The sequence below is a fragment of the Xenorhabdus sp. SGI240 genome (genome assembly GCF_040081915.1).
Classification (GTDB): Bacteria; Pseudomonadota; Gammaproteobacteria; order Enterobacterales; family Enterobacteriaceae; genus Xenorhabdus; species Xenorhabdus bakwenae.
Genome location: NZ_JBEBMB010000056.1, coordinates 1 through 15,844 on the forward strand (window position 1 = coordinate 1; position 15,844 = coordinate 15,844).

Genomic DNA, 15,844 nt, shown 5'->3' on the forward strand with positions numbered 1-15,844 from the left:
TGATAATTTTGAATTGCAACTAGTTGATCGCTGGATTGAATTACGCCTCATAAATGGGAAGGCCTATTCCCGTTACTGGTGCCGAGACAATAACTTAATCGCTGACGATTGGATTGAGCTAAAAGACGCCAGCGGTGCCCCATTATCTGAATTACCGTGGTCATGGGTTGGCTCAATGAATAATGACCATACACCAGATGCACCGCCGTTGGCCGATATCGCCTATATAAATATCAAGCACTATCAGGCTGAGGCAGATATTGCTGAATCAGCTCACACGGTCGGGCAGCCAATGGTGGCACTTACCGGACTTGATGACGCATGGATAGAAGCCCACATGAAGGATGGATTTACAGTTGGTTCGCGTCATGGTGTGTTGCTTCCCAAAGGAGGGGATATGAAATTCGCCCAACCGGAAGAGCGCAACATACAGATAACCGTGGCAGAACGTCGTGAAAAGCAAATGGCAATGCTGGGCGCTAAGTTGATTGAGCGTGGCACCTCTGCACGAACAGCAACACAGGCACAAAACGAGGCGCAAACAGATAACTCTATCTTGTCATTGTGCGCTGGCAATGTAGAACAGGCGTTTAACCGGGCGTTACAATTCTGCATTCAGTTTGCAGGAGCAGGTGATGCAGCGATTGAACTGAACAAAACCTATGAAATCGCGCAACTTGATTCAGCGGCTATCTCAACGCTGTTATCTGCCGTCCAGTCCGGTGAGATGAGGAAGGTTGATTTCATTCGGTATCTGCAAAGTATCAATATTGTTCCACAAGATGAAAACCCAGAAGACATTGAAGATCAGTTAAGAAACAAAGAGCCTGAAATGCTGGAGTGATAAATGAAATTTATCAATGAAATGATAATGGATGAGTTGATTGCTCATTCGCTGTTTTCTGGTCGCTATGGCACTGGTGTTGCTCGCAAAATGGTTAAGGCACTGAATGAGTTCGATGCGGAATTAACAGCATCTTTAATTGTCGCTCTGGATGATACCAATATTGACGCTGGTAGTTTCACTGTGCGGCGATTAGAGTCATTGCTATTGAGTGTGAGAGCCATCAATAAAAATGCGGTTGAGAGTGCCTTTTCTGTGTTATCCCGTGAAATGTTGGAGCATGCCCGCTATGAGATGGGCTACTACCCGTCATTGTTTGATTCCCTGCTTCCTGATGCTGTTCTGAGAAAATACCCGCTAGTGGGCATTACAGAAGAGATGTTGTATTCCTCTGTGATGGCTCGCCCATTTCAGGGGAAGTTATTGTCTGAGTGGGCTGATGGCCTCGAAAAAGACCGCATGACTCGAATTAGTAACACGGTTCGTCATGGTTATCTGAACGGTGAGAGTGCGGTAGAAATAGGCAGGAAGATCAGAGGCCACGCCAATCAAGGGTATAAAGATGGTTCGTTGCAAATGAGCCGGGCTAATGCGACAACCATCGCTAAAACTGCTGTCAGTCATCTACAGGCGGTGGCGAGAGAACAATTTGTCGAAGCCAATCGAGATATTCTTGACTGCAAGCGGTGGGTATCAACGCTCGACAATAAAACATCCAACGATTGCATTGTCCGTGATGGGCTGAAATACACGCTAGGCGGTAAACCTATCGGCCATAAAGTTCCTTACCTGCAAGGTCCCGGTAAAATCCATTTTAATTGTCGCTCAATAGAAACGCTGGTGGTGAAATCATGGCGGGAACTGGGTATTGATGCCGATGAAATGAGCGAAGGAACACGGGCATCAATGGATGGTCAGGTTCCGGCAGAAACTAAATTTATTGAATGGATACAAAGGCAGCCAGCATGGAGGCAGAAGCAAGTCTTCGGCGAAACTCGCTATCGACTAATGAAAGATGGCGGAATGCACCCCTTACAGTTCTACACAGATAAAGGGGAGTTTATTTCATTAGATAAGCTCAAAGAGATAGACGAGCAAGCATTCAAAGAGGCTGGTTATGACTAATGCCAGCAACAAATCACACAAGCCCGCCATTGAGCGGGTTTTTTATTATCCGCAGTCGGTGACTGCATCATCAAAACCCGAGGTTGACGATGTTTAAGTTTTTATTAACAAAAGAAGAATTTGACGCACTGACTGATGAACAAAAGTCTATGTACAAAGAACAGGGCGACAAATATCAGTTACAAATCGAAGGGTTGCCAGAGATACCCGATGTTTCCGGTCTGCAAAAGAAAGTGGATGAATTACTTTCAGAGAAAAAAACAGAGCAGGAAAAACGCCGTCAGGCGGAAGAAGCGGCAAAAAAGGCAGCAGACGAGCAGGCCCGCAAAACCGGTGACATTGAGGCACTGGAAAGAAGTTGGTCTGAAAAACTCACTGCGCGTGAAAAAGAGTTACTAACGCAACTCGAAGAAAAAGATGTCAATTTGCGCACATTGCTGGTGGATAACGTAGCTCAGTCTCTGGCGGCGAAACTGGCAGGCGATAGTGCAGCGCTGCTGCTTCCACATATCAAATCACGTCTAATCGTTGAAGATGGCAAAACACGGGTTGTTGACAGCGAGAGTAAACCCTCTGCACTGACTATTGACGATTTAGAGAAAGAATTCCGTAGCAACAAGTTGTTTGCACCTGTTGTTATCGGCAGTAAAGCGACCGGAACCGGAGGCGAAGGTCAACGCCATGTTGCCAGAGGCGGTGGTAAAACTTGGCGCGACTATACGGAAGCGGAACGTATCCGTTTATTTGAAGAAGATCCTGAGGAATTTAAACGCCTCGCAAAAACACAGTAACTTAGGAGTATAAATAATGGCAACAACTCGTCTATCCGACATTTTCCGTGGTGATTACTATCAGGCTATCGCGCCACAGAACAGCCCGGAAAAAACCGCCGTTTTCGAATCAGGGATTATTACCCGTCTGCCTCAGTTGGACGCTATCGCCTCTGATGGACAAGGCACGGCAACCATTAACTACTGGAATGATTTGGATGCGAACGAAGCGCCTAACGCCACGTCTGACGACCCAGACCAGATCGGCAAGGTTGGAAAGGCCAGCCAGTCCAGCCTGAAAGCTCGCGTCTTGTACCTCAACAAGGGGTATGGCGTGGCTGACTTGGCAGCAGAATTGGCAAACAGTGAGCCAATGAGCCATATCCGTAACCGTTTCGGTACATACTGGACTCGCCAATGGCAGCGCTATCTGATTGGTACTGCGCGTGGGGTCATTGGCAATAACATTGCGAACAATGATAGCGACATGGTGATTCAGGGCGGCGATGAAATTTCAGCTAACAACCTGATTGACGCGGCATTTACTGCGGGTGATGCTGCTGACACGTTCAGTGCTATTGGAGTTCACTCTGTCGTCATGAAACAGATGGCGACCAAGAACCTGATTGAAACTATCCGTGATTCAGAAGGGCGGGTCATTCTGCAAACCTATCTGGGTAAACCTATCTTCATGGACGACAGTTTGAAGTATCAGGACGGGCGCTATCTGACGGTCTTCTTCGGCGGCGGTGCGTTTGGCTACGGTAGCGGCAATCCGCATACTCCGGTTGAATTGGACCGTAAGGCGTCAGGCGGTAATGGTGGTGGTGCTGAGGTGTTGTGGGAGCGTAAGACATTCATCCTGCAACCTGCCGGATTTAGCTGGCTGGGAGAGGAAGATCCCAACAAAACGCCATCCATTGATGACATCGCTCAGGCGGCTAACTGGCAGCGTAAGTTTGACCGCAAGAATGTACCGTTTGCTGCGGTATTGAGCGGCAAGCCTGTTTCCGGCAGTAAAACGAAGAATACGGGCGACGGTCAATAACAAATAGGGGCAGATGCCCCTTTATTTTTGAGGTGAGCATGATTGATGCAGATAAAAACTCGCCAATGTTCAATAGCTACGCCAGTATCGAGGATGTAAAGCAGTTTGCAACTCAGCGTGGTTACTCCCTGCCGGATGATAGTGTTTTGCCATCCCTGTTGTTTCAGGCGATGGACTATCTTGATACGAAACAATGGAAAGGGAGTAAGGCTAACAAAAATCAACCGTTGGCATTCCCGCGCAAGGGAATTTATGTCGATGGCGAACCAGTGCCGGATGATGTGATCCCTACGCCGTTAATTAATGTGCAATGCCGATTGGCTGTTGATTCGCTGGAGTACGATTTAACCCCTACGGTTGGTGGTGAGGTGTTATCTGAGGCGGTTAGTGGCGCTGTGTCGGTGAGCTATGCAGAGGGAACCAACTCTGGCAGGCCTAACATGTCTTGGCTGAATAGCATGCTGCGGGATTTTCTGTCCGGGAGTGGCGTTACATTCAAGGTTTTCAGGGGGTAGCTATGGCGAAGTTCTATCCCAGAATGCAAAAAACGGCCGAGCGGTTGCTGAAAAAGTACGGCGCTGAATTTACGGTGAAGCGAAAGGGAAAGTACTGGGTTGATGATGAAGGTAGAGAGCACAGCGAACCGGAAAAGCAGTTCAATGCTATCGGAGTGAAAGTTAGGTACAACCCTAATGAAATTGACGGTTCTCTGGTACTTTCCACGGATATTAAAGTGGTGTTTTCTCCTGATACGCAGATAGATAAAGGGGATTTGGTGCTGGTGGATGAGGTCTGGCTGAGGGTGATTGAACCTAATCCTATCAAGCCTGCTGATATTGTGCTTTGTTATCAATCTCAGTTGAGGGCGTGATATGGCAGATCCATTTATGGCATCCATTGATGCGTTTGTGAATAAAGCCAAAGGCAATATTGAAGCAGCATCAAGGGGAGTGTTTATTAAGATATTGTCACGATTGATTATCATGTCGCCAGTGGGTAACCCTGAGCTGTGGAAGGTCAATCAAACGGCAAGAGAATATAATCAGGCCGTGCATGACTGGAATGAGCAGCAGCAGTCAGATCCCAATAATTTAACCCCAAAAAAGCGGCAGCTAAAAAAACACGCTCGCGTCACTGACTCTATGGGAATTAAAGCCCCACCTGGATACACCGGAGGCAGATTCAGAGGGAACTGGCAGGTGACCTTTGATGAAATTCCCACAGAAGAAACAGGGCGCATTGATAAAAGCGGTAATCTGACTAAAGCTGTGGGTGATTTGGTTATTGGGCAGTTTAAGGTTGGGGTGAAAGCAGTCTATTTCTCAAACGTTGTACCGTATGCCTATCGTCTGGAGATGGGGCATTCAACGCAAGCACCCAATGGCATGATTGCAGTAACAGCACAGGAATTTCAGAAGTTCTTTAGTGATGCCGTTACGGAGACAAAATCATGAACCAGTCAACAATAAATAACACTATTCGGACGCTGGTGGCAAAAATAGCCAAACAGGAAAATCTCAAAGTGGCGTGGCCGAATATGTCATTTGATGACATCAACGATCCGTACCTGCAATTACACATCATACCCGCAACAACACAAAATATTGGATTGTCATTGGACATGCCTGTCTTCCGTGGCGTGATTCAGGTGAATGTGGTGGGTAAGTCCGGTTCCGGCGATTCAGTGTTAACCCATCTTGCTGACCGGATAACGGGATACCTACAGAATGGCTTATTATTGACTACGGATTTATATCTCAACGATGAACCTAACATTTTTCCAGCCATTCAGGATGGCGCCAATTATACCATTCCCATACGTACATCTTATCGATGTGACGCAGTTCGATAACACAGCCGCAAATAGCGGCTTTTTTTATACATAAAAGAGGTTGATGATGGCCTATAACATCCCTAACGGTTCCCGTGTTTATATTGCAAACAAGTACGGGGATGAAATCAAAATTACATCTGCATCTAACGCAGAAGAGGTGGTGCTGACGGTTGAATCGGCTACGGGCCTTGCTAAGGACGATATCGTTCATGTCAGTTCTGGCTGGAAAAAAGCCTCCGGCGCTTATCGCGTTAAGGCGGTCACGGAAAAGAATATTACATTGGAAGGCTTGGATACGGCGGATAAAAACGTATTCCCAGTTGGTGGTGGCGCGGGTTCATTGAAAAAAGTGTTGGCATGGGAGGTGATGCCGCAGGTGATGACGCTATCCACAGAAGGTGGCGAGCAACAGACACAAGAGGTTCAGTTCTTGGAAGATGAACAAGCGGAAACCATCGATACCTACAAAAACGGCGTTGTTCAGGTCTACACCTTCGCTCATGATGCCAAACTGCCAATCCGTAAGTTGCTCACGAAGCTGGATGATAGTAAGCAGATTACCGCAATTCGATTCTTCAACAAACGCGCAGCAGAAGACCGTTATTATACTGCTTCCGTATCGTTCCAGCGTGTCCCCAATACCGCAATGAACGAAGTGGAAAACGTCACCGCACGTTTCTCTCTCAAGTCTGATATGCAAATTTATACCCACGCAGAATAATAATCGCCCCTCGATGGGGCTTTTTGAGGATATTTTAAAATGGCTAAGTTTACGCTCGTTCCTAACCCTAAATTCAAAGCAAATGTATTGATCCCTGTTGCTGGGCAAGAAAAGCCGGAAGTGGTGACATTTACATTCAATCACCACCCAATCAGTGAACTGGATAAGATGCGGGAAATGCCGGCGCAGGAATTCTTTGAGCAAATCGTGGCGGATTGGGCAATAGAGGAACCTTACAACGCTGCTAACCTAAAATTGTTGCTGGATAACTACCCATCCTCAACCACGGCAATTACCACAACCTACTACAACGAACTCTTGGGTCATCGCGAAAAAAACTGATCTCGGTCGCCGAGGCTATGTACGGGGGAATGAGCACCAAAGATGCCGCTGATTTCGAGCGGGCTTTTGGCTTCCTTCCAGATGAGTGTGATATTGAAGTATGGCCTGATATATGGGATTCGTATCTGACGTTTAGCGCAATGAGAACGCAATGGCGCGTTGGCATGAACGGCGCTACGGGCCTGGATTATTCCCCATTGAATCAGGTCATGGGCTATCTCAACATCAAAGACAGGGCGACCGTATTTAACAATATTCGGGTGATGGAAGTTAAGGCACTCGAAATCATGCATAAGAAATGAGAGAGGTAACTCAATGAAAAAGTTACTCAAAGGATATCCATTCAGAAACGATATCCGGTGAGCTGCTCTTCTGTGCTGATGATGTAGTCTGTTATGAGGGGTTCCACTCTGAACAGGCCCTTCTTGAATTCAGCCCCTTCAAGTTGAAGATAAAGGGATAATTTATCAAAAGGAAGTTAATTTACCCACAAGTAGCATAACCTCCTTCGGGAGGTTTTTTTATACCCGAAGGAAACATAATGACTGACATAGCAACGATTTCACTAAAGGTTAACACCTCTGACCTTGAAAGAGGTGAGCAAAAGTTAAACTCATTCAAGGATGCCGCTGATAAGGCCAGCAATTCCACAAATAAGTTAACCAGTCAGTCAGAAAAGAGCGCGGCGGCTTCGGCTGAGATGGCTAAAGAACTTGATCGGGTACATAAAAATGTCGCGGAATTGGCCGCAAAGGAACAAAGAGCAGCGGCAGCTTCAAAAACCCTGGCAGCAGAACAGGATAAAGTCGCAGAAGCATTCTTTAAACAAATTGATGCCATTAAACGTAATGCTACCGCTACAGAACAGTTAACCAAGATTCAGGCAGAGGCCAGAAAAGCCCGTCAATCTGAGAAATTAGACCTCGAATCTTATCGCAATATCCTGTCTGACATTATTGGCAAAAAGAAACAGATGGCAGAGGTCGATGCTAAACAGGCCGCAGCGGGTCAGGTATTTCTTACCAGATTAAAAGATCAGCTAACAACACAAAACCTCAGCCGCAATGAATTGTTACGATATCGGGCGGCACAATTGGGTGTGAGTTCTGCGGCAGATATTTATATCAATAAATTAAAAGAAACGAGTAAGGAAACTGGCAACTTAAGTGGGAAAAACAAGTCGGCTATCAATGGGTTTAAAAATATTGCAAGTGTAATAGGTATGGGCGGGTTATTGCGTGGTGGAGTGATTGGTGCAGTAATTACAGGGGTGGGAGGGGTAGCCAAAGCATATGATCGGGTCTTAGAGGTACAAGAAAACTTTAATAGGGCTGTTATTGCCTCTGGGCGGTTTGCAGGGATTACGCAGGGGCAATTGATCGGTTATGCAGAGAATATCAGTAAAACGGGTGCAGGTGCAGAAGTTGCCGCCGAAGCGCTCATTAAGCTGATGAATGCAGGACTTAAGCTAAACGTAGATATTAGTAAAACTGGGCAATCTATTGTCGAGTTTTCTCGTTATTCTGGGCAGAGCGTTGATGAGTTGGTTTCACATTTCGCCCGATTATCTGATGATCCCTATGGTGGCTCTGTTGCCCTGAACAAGCAATATCGCTACCTCTCCGTGAGCGTACTCCAACATATTAAGGAATTAGAACTTCAAGGGAAAATAACGGAAGCTGTTACTTATGCCACGGATGCATTGAGCGGAGCAATGGCTGAGCGTGCGAACGAAATCCGAAATAGTATGGGTACATTACCTAAGCTGTTTGATGAGATTAAACGCGCTGCTAATTTTATGTGGGATTCGATTGCTGGATTAGGCGCTAAGCCATCTGATATAGAGCACAGAGCCAGATTGGTGTTAAAAATCCGCTCGGCAGAAAATGACCACCGTCGCCATAATGGAAAAACGCCTAGTGTATCAAATGAAATATTAAATCAGTGGAAGAAAGAACTGGGTGAACTGGATACTAAAGTAAGGAAAGAGAAGGAATCCGCAGAACTTCAAGAGCGCAGCATTACCAGTCAAATTAAGTTTAATAATTTGGTTGATAAGGGAACGAGCTGGGCAGAGAAAAGAAAGCATGAGCATAAAATGCTTAATAAATTGATACAAGAAAATATCCAATTGGCGAAAGAAGGTAAGATTAAGTTGTGGACGGCAACGGATATTGCGAAGGCTCGCGCTGGTATCGATTTTACATTTCGTAACCGTCGAGGGCCTGGTACTGGAAAGAAACCCAAAAAAGAGCCTAAGTTTAAAGTTGATGCTGGTACTCGTGAGGATGAGAAAGCCGCTCGTGACTTGCTGTCTTTGCAATCCCAGCTTGAAGTGCTCAAGAAACACCAAAGCGTTAATGATGTCATTAGCCAGCAACGCAAAGATCTTTGGAAAGAACAAGCGCAGTTTAACATTCTCGAAGAAGCTGCTCGCACTCGCAAGCTGACCTTGGATGAAAAATCACTGTTAGCCAGCAAAGAGAGCATTCTGGCACAAAAAGAAAAACTGGCTGTCATTGGTGATGAAGTTGAAGCTCAGAAAAAAATCAACGCTGAACTGGATCAGCAGCACAAACGAGTCGCTGAAATTGAAGCCAGAACCAGAGCTATGATTGAAAGCGCGGGTAAATCTGACCGAGTCTATCAGCAAGAGATAGCCATAGAGAAATCTAAGACGCCAGAAGAAAAAGATGTGTTAAAGAAGCACTTCGAGGAAGAAGAAGGTTTAAGAGGTAACTGGGAGAAAGGTATCCAAAAAGGTTTTGCCGATTTCCAAGACCAAGCCACCAATACTTACGCCAATGTTGCTAACATTTCAAGATTTGCTTTTGAGGGTATGAGTAACAGTCTTTCTGATTTTCTTTTAACCGGAAAAGCTAATTTTGGCGATTTCACCAAATCAATACTTGAGATGATTACCAAGATGCTCATACAGATGGCGATACTCAATGCGATGAAATCGGCTTTCGGAGGGCAAACAGAAGGATGGAGAGGGGCGGTGGCGAGCGTCCTTGGATACGCTGGCGGCGGCTACACTGGAGATGGCGGTAAATACGAACCTAAAGGTGTTGTTCACGGCGGTGAGTTCGTATTTACCAAAGAAGCGACAATGCGTCTCGGCGTGGCTAACCTATATCGATTAATGGATGGTGCTAAGAAAGGCTATGCTAGCGGTGGTCACGTTGGCGGCTCCCAACCAATGACAGTCAGCACTCCGACTCCAGTAATGTACGGTATGCAACCTGTGCCTGCTGGTGGAGTTCAGGTTAATCTTGGTGGAATTCATGTAGAGGGCCAACAGCAACAATCTATCGCTTCAAATATAGATGCACAAGCAGCGGAACAATCACTGACGAGAAAAATAAGGGCGGTGATAGTTCAAGAAAGCCGTGATGGTGGTGATTTGTATAAGATCATTAGAGCGGCTAGGGGTAGAAATTATTAATAAGCGAGGTATGTATGTTTTTCAAAATTGGTTCAACAATAGTTAGTCCTGAACAGGAAAATATCAATATTCCTGTGGAGGTGTTTAAAGGCAATCCCAAAGATGGTGGGTGCTTTATTACGGGATTGAGTCCTGATGTTCACATCATCTTCCCGGAGTTAATCAGCCGTCCCTCCGGCTGGTTGCTTTGGGCTGAGATGTAACCATAAACCAAATGAGAATACCTACTTATGTGTAGATCACATTGTGGCTTGTATTTTCGCGTTTTGCTTCATTTCGCGCCATACTTTGATTAAGATTTATGTATCTAACTAAAGAGGGAATTAGGATGAAAAGGTTAATTTTTGGGTTGGTTGCAATGCTGGCACTAAGTGGATGTACTCAGATGATTGAGGATCAGAATAGGAAAAGCCATGAGGAAAAAATTTCCTTAATGAAGTGCTCGACACCAGAAATTAGTAAAGATTATCAAGGTAATAAAAAAGAGGACTTTGCCAATCAGTTAAACTATCTTGCTAGTTCGGTAGCGTCATTCAATCGAGTTGAAAATATAAAACTTCGAACTGTACGATTAGGGTTGATGAATAATGCAGACTCAAAAGAAGCCATATCTTCTATAATTAAGTGCACATCAACTCAAAAAAATAAGGTGTTGCAATTAGTGCAGCCTATTTTTGAGAATAGAAAAAAACTAACGAAAGATAAAACAGAAAAGGAATACCTCATAAAAGCATATAGTGAGTGGGAGTCTTACATAAAAAATAATTCCGGTAATGATGACCAAGAAAGAACTAAGTATGATGCGGCGATTTCTATGTATAAGAACTATTAAAATAAGCCCCATCGGGGCTTTTTTGTTGATCATTAGATGCTGCCATAAAAACTAAAAAAGTATTTAGAATTTTATTTTAAAAATTTTTTTTTATTAGTTGCTCAAGCATGGATTCGATTCTTTCTACTCTCTCCTCAATAGAGGATAAATTACCATGTAATGATGGAGAATAATTTACTTTCCTTAGTGCACTAGGGTTAGGTATGGTGTACATCGCATGAATTCCTACAGCAATAATTTCCATGTCACTGGTAAGTTTTATGCTTGGATAATTATCATTCAGTGGACGTAAGTACCAGTATCCTTGATCTTTAATTAGCTGCTTAAATATAGAGGTTTTATTAGCAATATCGGCTACAAGAACTAATTCGCCATCTTCCGCAGGGTAAGCCGGGTCAAAGATGACAATCATCCCATGATAAAAACTAACACCACTGGGGGATTCCATGGAATCCCCTTGCACCTCTACGCCAAAAGCTCTATTACTGAATCCTGAAGGAACTTCAACGTACTTACCGCTGTCCATGTAAAATTCGTTATCTTTCTTTGATAAAAGAAGTAATCCTTGTTCGAATGCTTGATCATAGGAGTAAACAGGCACCATAGGTACAGTGACCGTTTGTCTAACGTTATTTAATTCTGGTCCATTACCCACTCCTTGAGAAAGCCATTCGATAGTAGTACCTAGTACAGCGGCTAAATTAATTAATACTTTTTCTCTCGGCTTAGAATTTCCTGCTTCATAAGCAGCGATTTGCCGTCTTACTACCCCAACTTTATCAGCAAGCTCACCTTGAGTGATATCAATAGCTTTTCTTGCTAGGGCGATTCTAGTTTTGAAATTATCATCAATTTTCATATGTGAAGTCCAAAAAATTCATATTGACACATTGTGATTCATGGATTATAACTAATCATATCTTATGAAGATGTGCAGTTACAAATATACATAGGAGATAAAAATGAAAAAAGATACAAGACCGTCCCCATTCCCTTTCAGGATGTGTCCAGAGATGCGCCAATGGCTAGAAGATAAAGCCGAAGAAAAGCGCCGCTCTGTGCAGGTTCAATTGGAATACATAGTGGATATCGTGATGGAAATGGAGAGGAAAGGTGAATTACAGCTTCCATAAAAGCGAAACCTCGAAGGGTGCAACCAACGAGGCTTCTAATTTGTCAGTAACGTTCGAAGAAACCAACATGTCAACCCATAACAGAGAGTGACAATATGAATAATGTAGCAAATAAAAATCTTCCTGTCATTGCAGGCGTAGAAATCACTACCGACTCAGAAGGCCGCTTCAACCTGAATGCTTTGCATAAGGCTAGTGGCTTGGGTGGCAATAAAGCCCCCGCACAATGGTTACGCACAAAACAGGCGCAACAACTTGTTTCAGAAGTAGAAAAAGAAACTGTGCAAATATGCATAGTTTCAATTGATGGGCGTAATGGCGGCACTTTCGCTCACGAACTCTTAGCCGTTGAGTATGCAGGGTGGATCTCTCCCAAATTTCGCTTGCAAGTCAACCAAACTTTCATTGATTACCGTTCTGGTAAGTTAGCACCAGTAGCTACTGACCCAATGCAGGTGTTGAGCGATCCCGATGCACTGCGTGGAATTCTTCTTACTTACACAGAAAAAGTTATTGAGCTTGAGAACAAGGTGGAAGAAATGAAGCCGGATGTAGACGCCTTCGAACGCATCGCCAAAAAATCGACTGGCAGCATGTGCGTTACAGACGCAGCAAAACATCTGCAAATTAAGCCGAAAATTCTTTTCGACACTCTATCTTCAAACAAGTGGATTTATCGCCGTTTAGGTAAAAAGTCTTGGGTTGGCTATCAAGACAAATTACAGCAAGGGTTATTGGAGCACAAAATAACCATTATCGCTAAAGACGATGGAACCGAACGAGTTTGCGAACAAGTTCTTGTGACTGCAAAAGGAATTTCCAAACTGGCTAAATTACTGAGTGTGGATAAAGCAGCTTAAGGATTGAGCGCCAAGGAAGGCTGAAAGGGATAGTTAAATTATCACGTTACGTTATTAATGCAATCGATTAGCTCGCTATAAATTTGATTTACGAGCCGCTTCCCAAATTCACAAAGGTTATCTTTACAAAAAGTGACAATCACGCGATAAATAGTGTCGCGTCATCAATGTAAAACGGTGAAGCCCCAACTATTACCAGTAGTCAGGGCTTCTTATACAACGTCTACAACTTTTGCAGGAAAATAGACATGTCTATTATAGCAACTAAAAGCGTTAGTAAAACTATTAACGTTCCATTTTATGGCTCAGATCTCTATGTTGTTAATTATAATGGTGAACCTTATGTGCCGATGAAACCTATTGTTGAAGGTATGGGTTTAGCGTGGCAGTCACAGTTAGAGAAGTTAAAAACACGCTTCTCTAAAGGTATCACGGAAATCGTTATACCTACAAAAGGTGGTTCACAAGCAATGACTTGCCTTACTCTCCGTAAATTAGCTGGCTGGTTAGCGACTATCAGCCCGAATAAAGTTAAAGCATCGATTAGGGATAAAGTTATCCGGTATCAGGAAGAGTGCGATGACGTTCTCTACGAGTACTGGACTACTGGTGAGGTTAAAGCCAAGAAGACCTCGACTCAAGATAGGACGCCCCTTCGTGGACTGGTTAACACTTTGATGGGTAAATATGGAGTAAGTAACAAAAAGCTGTTCCAAATGCTTCATCATGAGTTTAGGGTAAGCCATATAAATGAGTTAACCAGTGACCAGATCCCCGCTGCAATAGAGTATCTGGCAACGAAAGCGATAGAGGGTGAGTTTATGGGTCGGGAAGAGATACCAAAGTCAGAAACACACATTGACCTCTCATCCGAACTCAGAAATGCCAATGCTCTATATCGAAACCTAGCGCACCTTAAAGATGCGTGGGACACGCTCAATCCACATTTATCTGTTCTGACACCTGAGATAGCTCATGCGTTTAATGGGGCATTTAGTAATGTGACTGGGCCAGTATTAGCCCTCAAAAACGGTCTGGAAAGAAAAACCAATCTGCTGAACTAACACCAAGCCACGGACGGCTCTGATTCCATAACCATTGCGATGTAGTCATAGTGAGACTACAATAGGTCAATATATGACCGGAGGGACAGTAAATGACTACAACTGAAACCTATGTTCGTGCGCGTATTGATGCTGAGACTAAAGAGCGCGCCAGTGCAGCACTGGAAGCAATGGGGTTATCTGTTTCTGATGCTATTCGCTTGTTGATGTTACGCATAGCTGATGAACAACGCTTGCCTTTTGATGTCAAAGTACCGAACGCAGCAACTCAAAAAGCAATGGATGAACTGAAAACTGGAAAGGGAAAGCGATTCGATAGCGTGTCTGCGCTAATGGCGGATCTGCATGAGGACGATTGAGCGCTCAATGGCATTTAAGCGGGACTATAAACGCGAATCTAAAGGACAGTATCGCATTGGTCTTGATGATACGTTAGTTCCTGTATTGATAGCATTGGCGAATGATGAACCCCTCGAACGCCGCCATCGTGACCATGAACTGGACGGCAATTGGTCTGGGTATAGGGAATGCCACGTCAAGCCGGATTTGCTGCTGATTTACCAAAAACCGGATAGTGAAACCCTGCATTTAGTTAGACTCGGTTCCCATAGTCAACTATTTGGATGAATACTATCAGGGAATAATTTTCATTTATTATGAGAAAAATAGCCTATTCAGAACTCACGATTAAGCGACTGTGCATTTGTGCAGTCGCGCAACAATTACGTGGGTTCATTTATGAAAGTAAGAAATCATGCTGTCAGACGGCATCATATGTATCGCTTAAAAGCAAAACGCAGTAAGTACAATAATGCTGGTCACATTCCAGATGCCAGAGGAATAGGCAGGTGCTACAGAACGCCTTGCGCGTGTGCTTGCTGGATGTGTGCAAATCATCGTGATGTATTTGGTATGAGTATCAAAGAGACTCGCGATAGAGCTAAATATACCGATTAATCATCCCAACCCGCCCCGCGCGGGTTTTTCACTTCTAACGCCGCTTAACTGCGGTTTTTTCTTTTATAGGTACTCATATGGCTATTGAAGAATTTAAATGGCGAACCCAAATTCAGGATTCGCCCAGTGGTGAATTTAAACACCGAATTAAAGTCGTTGAGTTTGGGGATGGCTATAAGCAGGTCTCGGCTGACGGAATTAACCCCGAAACCCAGTCTTGGCCCTACTCTTACACCGGATTTAAAGAAGAAGTAATGCCTATCTTCCAGTTTATCCGCAGGCACACCTTAAAGTCATTTATCTGGACGCCGCCGTTTGGTGAGAAAGGGCTGTATCGGGTCAAGGCAGACTCAATAACCCTGCTCCCTATGGCAGGTGGTGTTATGAAAATATCAGCAACATTTGAACAGGCATTCAGCGCATGAAAATTAATGCAGATCTCCAACGCCTTGAGTCGGGGAATAAGATTCTTTTGTTTTCTGTTGATGGTTCAGTGTTTGGTGGACCAGAACTCTACTTTCATAATCACGCCATCCCTTATACAGAAAAGGAATTGGAAGGTGATATAGACAGCTTACCGATTAAATCTATCTGGTGGCAGGGCGTGGAGTATAAGCCGTGGCCTGTCAGAATTGAGGGACTGGAGGTGAATAGCGATGGTCGTTCAACTTCGTCCACACTCACTGTGGCTAACCTTGATGGCACCATTAGCGCAATGTGTCTGGCTTATCAGAATATGGTTCAGGCTCGTGTCACTATTCGTATGACATTTGCACATTATCTGGATGCGCGTAATTTCCCTGAGGGTAATTCAGAAGCTGACCCCACACAGGAAAAAATCGACGTCTACTATATCGCAAAACCAC

At 44.4% G+C, this 15,844-nt stretch carries 23 protein-coding genes; 22 read left to right on the plus strand and 1 reads right to left on the minus strand.

The window, feature by feature from the left end; genetic code table 11:
- The 14 genes from ABLA76_RS12520 to ABLA76_RS12585 form a co-directional block, all read left to right on the plus strand.
- A partial coding sequence (locus ABLA76_RS12520) for a DUF4055 domain-containing protein (RefSeq protein WP_348988164.1) occupies positions 1 to 844 on the plus strand: 844 nt, incomplete at its 5' end.
- 3 nt (positions 845 to 847) lie between these two features.
- Positions 848 to 1,969 carry a phage minor head protein gene (locus ABLA76_RS12525; protein WP_348988165.1) on the plus strand — a complete coding sequence of 374 codons (1,122 nt, stop codon included), beginning with the start codon at positions 848 to 850 and terminating at the stop codon, positions 1,967 to 1,969.
- Between the two features lie 89 nt (positions 1,970 to 2,058).
- Entirely contained in the window at positions 2,059 to 2,760 is a 702-nt protein-coding gene (locus ABLA76_RS12530) for a hypothetical protein (RefSeq protein ID WP_348988166.1), read from the plus strand.
- A 16-nt stretch (positions 2,761 to 2,776) separates the two neighbouring features.
- Positions 2,777 to 3,787: a phage coat protein gene (locus tag ABLA76_RS12535; RefSeq protein WP_348988167.1), complete on the plus strand. Its 1,011-nt coding sequence runs from the start codon at positions 2,777 to 2,779 to the stop codon at positions 3,785 to 3,787.
- Between the two features lie 38 nt (positions 3,788 to 3,825).
- Positions 3,826 to 4,302 (plus strand): DnaT-like ssDNA-binding protein, encoded by a 477-nt coding sequence (locus tag ABLA76_RS12540; protein ID WP_348988168.1) that lies wholly within the window; start codon positions 3,826 to 3,828, stop codon positions 4,300 to 4,302.
- A 2-nt stretch (positions 4,303 to 4,304) separates the two neighbouring features.
- Positions 4,305 to 4,658, plus strand: coding sequence for a hypothetical protein (locus tag ABLA76_RS12545; RefSeq protein ID WP_348988169.1), 354 nt, complete (start codon positions 4,305 to 4,307; stop codon positions 4,656 to 4,658).
- 1 nt (position 4,659) lies between these two features.
- On the plus strand, positions 4,660 to 5,241 hold the full coding sequence (locus tag ABLA76_RS12550) for a hypothetical protein (protein ID WP_348988170.1): 582 nt from the start codon (positions 4,660 to 4,662) through the stop codon (positions 5,239 to 5,241).
- On the plus strand, positions 5,238 to 5,639 hold the full coding sequence (locus ABLA76_RS12555; RefSeq protein ID WP_348988171.1) for a phage tail terminator-like protein: 402 nt from the start codon (positions 5,238 to 5,240) through the stop codon (positions 5,637 to 5,639). Before ABLA76_RS12550 ends, ABLA76_RS12555 begins: the two co-directional genes overlap by 4 nt.
- 43 nt (positions 5,640 to 5,682) lie before the next feature.
- Positions 5,683 to 6,342 (plus strand): phage tail protein, encoded by a 660-nt coding sequence (locus tag ABLA76_RS12560; protein WP_348988172.1) that lies wholly within the window; start codon positions 5,683 to 5,685, stop codon positions 6,340 to 6,342.
- 39 nt (positions 6,343 to 6,381) lie between these two features.
- Positions 6,382 to 6,684 (plus strand): phage tail assembly chaperone, encoded by a 303-nt coding sequence (locus ABLA76_RS12565; RefSeq protein ID WP_348988173.1) that lies wholly within the window; start codon positions 6,382 to 6,384, stop codon positions 6,682 to 6,684.
- 29 nt (positions 6,685 to 6,713) lie between these two features.
- Complete coding sequence (locus tag ABLA76_RS12570) at positions 6,714 to 6,986, plus strand: DUF1799 domain-containing protein (RefSeq protein WP_348988174.1); 273 nt, start codon at positions 6,714 to 6,716, stop codon at positions 6,984 to 6,986.
- A 239-nt stretch (positions 6,987 to 7,225) separates the two neighbouring features.
- Positions 7,226 to 10,132, plus strand: a complete 2,907-nt coding sequence (locus ABLA76_RS12575) for a phage tail tape measure protein (RefSeq protein WP_348988175.1) — start codon at positions 7,226 to 7,228, stop codon at positions 10,130 to 10,132.
- Positions 10,133 to 10,146: 14 nt separating this feature from the next.
- On the plus strand, positions 10,147 to 10,335 hold the full coding sequence (locus ABLA76_RS12580) for a hypothetical protein (protein WP_348988176.1): 189 nt from the start codon (positions 10,147 to 10,149) through the stop codon (positions 10,333 to 10,335).
- Between the two features lie 125 nt (positions 10,336 to 10,460).
- On the plus strand, positions 10,461 to 10,964 hold the full coding sequence (locus ABLA76_RS12585; RefSeq protein WP_348988177.1) for a membrane lipoprotein lipid attachment site-containing protein: 504 nt from the start codon (positions 10,461 to 10,463) through the stop codon (positions 10,962 to 10,964).
- Positions 10,965 to 11,040: 76 nt separating this feature from the next.
- Here the strand turns inward: ABLA76_RS12585 and ABLA76_RS12590 are convergent, their stop codons facing one another.
- Positions 11,041 to 11,823 carry an XRE family transcriptional regulator gene (locus ABLA76_RS12590; protein ID WP_348988178.1) on the minus strand — a complete coding sequence of 261 codons (783 nt, stop codon included), beginning with the start codon at positions 11,821 to 11,823 and terminating at the stop codon, positions 11,041 to 11,043.
- A gap of 103 nt (positions 11,824 to 11,926) precedes the next feature.
- Between ABLA76_RS12590 and ABLA76_RS12595 the strand changes: the two genes are divergently transcribed.
- From ABLA76_RS12595 to ABLA76_RS12630, 8 genes are all read left to right on the plus strand, one after another.
- Positions 11,927 to 12,097 carry a hypothetical protein gene (locus ABLA76_RS12595; protein WP_348988179.1) on the plus strand — a complete coding sequence of 57 codons (171 nt, stop codon included), beginning with the start codon at positions 11,927 to 11,929 and terminating at the stop codon, positions 12,095 to 12,097.
- A 95-nt stretch (positions 12,098 to 12,192) separates the two neighbouring features.
- Positions 12,193 to 12,957, plus strand: coding sequence for a phage antirepressor KilAC domain-containing protein (locus ABLA76_RS12600; protein ID WP_348988180.1), 765 nt, complete (start codon positions 12,193 to 12,195; stop codon positions 12,955 to 12,957).
- 248 nt (positions 12,958 to 13,205) lie between these two features.
- Positions 13,206 to 14,021, plus strand: coding sequence for a phage antirepressor N-terminal domain-containing protein (locus ABLA76_RS12605; RefSeq protein ID WP_348988181.1), 816 nt, complete (start codon positions 13,206 to 13,208; stop codon positions 14,019 to 14,021).
- Positions 14,022 to 14,113: 92 nt separating this feature from the next.
- Positions 14,114 to 14,380 carry a type II toxin-antitoxin system RelB/DinJ family antitoxin gene (locus tag ABLA76_RS12610; RefSeq protein WP_348988182.1) on the plus strand — a complete coding sequence of 89 codons (267 nt, stop codon included), beginning with the start codon at positions 14,114 to 14,116 and terminating at the stop codon, positions 14,378 to 14,380.
- A complete protein-coding gene (locus tag ABLA76_RS12615) occupies positions 14,367 to 14,648 on the plus strand; it encodes a type II toxin-antitoxin system YafQ family toxin (RefSeq protein WP_348988183.1) in 282 nt (93 codons plus the stop codon). Before ABLA76_RS12610 ends, ABLA76_RS12615 begins: the two co-directional genes overlap by 14 nt.
- 111 nt (positions 14,649 to 14,759) lie before the next feature.
- On the plus strand, positions 14,760 to 14,978 hold the full coding sequence (locus ABLA76_RS12620) for a hypothetical protein (protein WP_348988184.1): 219 nt from the start codon (positions 14,760 to 14,762) through the stop codon (positions 14,976 to 14,978).
- Positions 14,979 to 15,055: 77 nt separating this feature from the next.
- Positions 15,056 to 15,403, plus strand: a complete 348-nt coding sequence (locus ABLA76_RS12625) for a phage tail protein (protein ID WP_348988185.1) — start codon at positions 15,056 to 15,058, stop codon at positions 15,401 to 15,403.
- Positions 15,400 to 15,844 (plus strand): phage minor tail protein L (locus tag ABLA76_RS12630; protein ID WP_348988186.1); only part of this gene is annotated, 445 nt, incomplete at its 3' end. The genes ABLA76_RS12625 and ABLA76_RS12630, both read left to right, overlap by 4 nt.

What these genes read in the sequence shown, in the direction of transcription:
- ABLA76_RS12600 (WP_348988180.1), top strand. Translation starts at nt 12,193, where the DNA reads ATGAATAATGTAGCAAATAAAAATCTTCCTGTCATTGCAGGCGTAGAA.
- ABLA76_RS12590 (WP_348988178.1), bottom strand. Translation starts at nt 11,823, where the DNA reads ATGAAAATTGATGATAATTTCAAAACTAGAATCGCCCTAGCAAGAAAA.
- ABLA76_RS12560 (WP_348988172.1), top strand. Translation starts at nt 5,683, where the DNA reads ATGATGGCCTATAACATCCCTAACGGTTCCCGTGTTTATATTGCAAAC.
- ABLA76_RS12585 (WP_348988177.1), top strand. Translation starts at nt 10,461, where the DNA reads ATGAAAAGGTTAATTTTTGGGTTGGTTGCAATGCTGGCACTAAGTGGA.
- ABLA76_RS12550 (WP_348988170.1), top strand. Translation starts at nt 4,660, where the DNA reads ATGGCAGATCCATTTATGGCATCCATTGATGCGTTTGTGAATAAAGCC.
- ABLA76_RS12535 (WP_348988167.1), top strand. Translation starts at nt 2,777, where the DNA reads ATGGCAACAACTCGTCTATCCGACATTTTCCGTGGTGATTACTATCAG.
- ABLA76_RS12620 (WP_348988184.1), top strand. Translation starts at nt 14,760, where the DNA reads ATGAAAGTAAGAAATCATGCTGTCAGACGGCATCATATGTATCGCTTA.
- ABLA76_RS12545 (WP_348988169.1), top strand. Translation starts at nt 4,305, where the DNA reads ATGGCGAAGTTCTATCCCAGAATGCAAAAAACGGCCGAGCGGTTGCTG.
- ABLA76_RS12525 (WP_348988165.1), top strand. Translation starts at nt 848, where the DNA reads ATGAAATTTATCAATGAAATGATAATGGATGAGTTGATTGCTCATTCG.
- ABLA76_RS12530 (WP_348988166.1), top strand. Translation starts at nt 2,059, where the DNA reads ATGTTTAAGTTTTTATTAACAAAAGAAGAATTTGACGCACTGACTGAT.
- ABLA76_RS12615 (WP_348988183.1), top strand. Translation starts at nt 14,367, where the DNA reads ATGAGGACGATTGAGCGCTCAATGGCATTTAAGCGGGACTATAAACGC.
- ABLA76_RS12570 (WP_348988174.1), top strand. Translation starts at nt 6,714, where the DNA reads ATGAGCACCAAAGATGCCGCTGATTTCGAGCGGGCTTTTGGCTTCCTT.
- ABLA76_RS12575 (WP_348988175.1), top strand. Translation starts at nt 7,226, where the DNA reads ATGACTGACATAGCAACGATTTCACTAAAGGTTAACACCTCTGACCTT.
- ABLA76_RS12540 (WP_348988168.1), top strand. Translation starts at nt 3,826, where the DNA reads ATGATTGATGCAGATAAAAACTCGCCAATGTTCAATAGCTACGCCAGT.
- ABLA76_RS12595 (WP_348988179.1), top strand. Translation starts at nt 11,927, where the DNA reads ATGAAAAAAGATACAAGACCGTCCCCATTCCCTTTCAGGATGTGTCCA.
- ABLA76_RS12625 (WP_348988185.1), top strand. Translation starts at nt 15,056, where the DNA reads ATGGCTATTGAAGAATTTAAATGGCGAACCCAAATTCAGGATTCGCCC.
- ABLA76_RS12605 (WP_348988181.1), top strand. Translation starts at nt 13,206, where the DNA reads ATGTCTATTATAGCAACTAAAAGCGTTAGTAAAACTATTAACGTTCCA.
- ABLA76_RS12580 (WP_348988176.1), top strand. Translation starts at nt 10,147, where the DNA reads ATGTTTTTCAAAATTGGTTCAACAATAGTTAGTCCTGAACAGGAAAAT.
- ABLA76_RS12555 (WP_348988171.1), top strand. Translation starts at nt 5,238, where the DNA reads ATGAACCAGTCAACAATAAATAACACTATTCGGACGCTGGTGGCAAAA.
- ABLA76_RS12565 (WP_348988173.1), top strand. Translation starts at nt 6,382, where the DNA reads ATGGCTAAGTTTACGCTCGTTCCTAACCCTAAATTCAAAGCAAATGTA.
- ABLA76_RS12610 (WP_348988182.1), top strand. Translation starts at nt 14,114, where the DNA reads ATGACTACAACTGAAACCTATGTTCGTGCGCGTATTGATGCTGAGACT.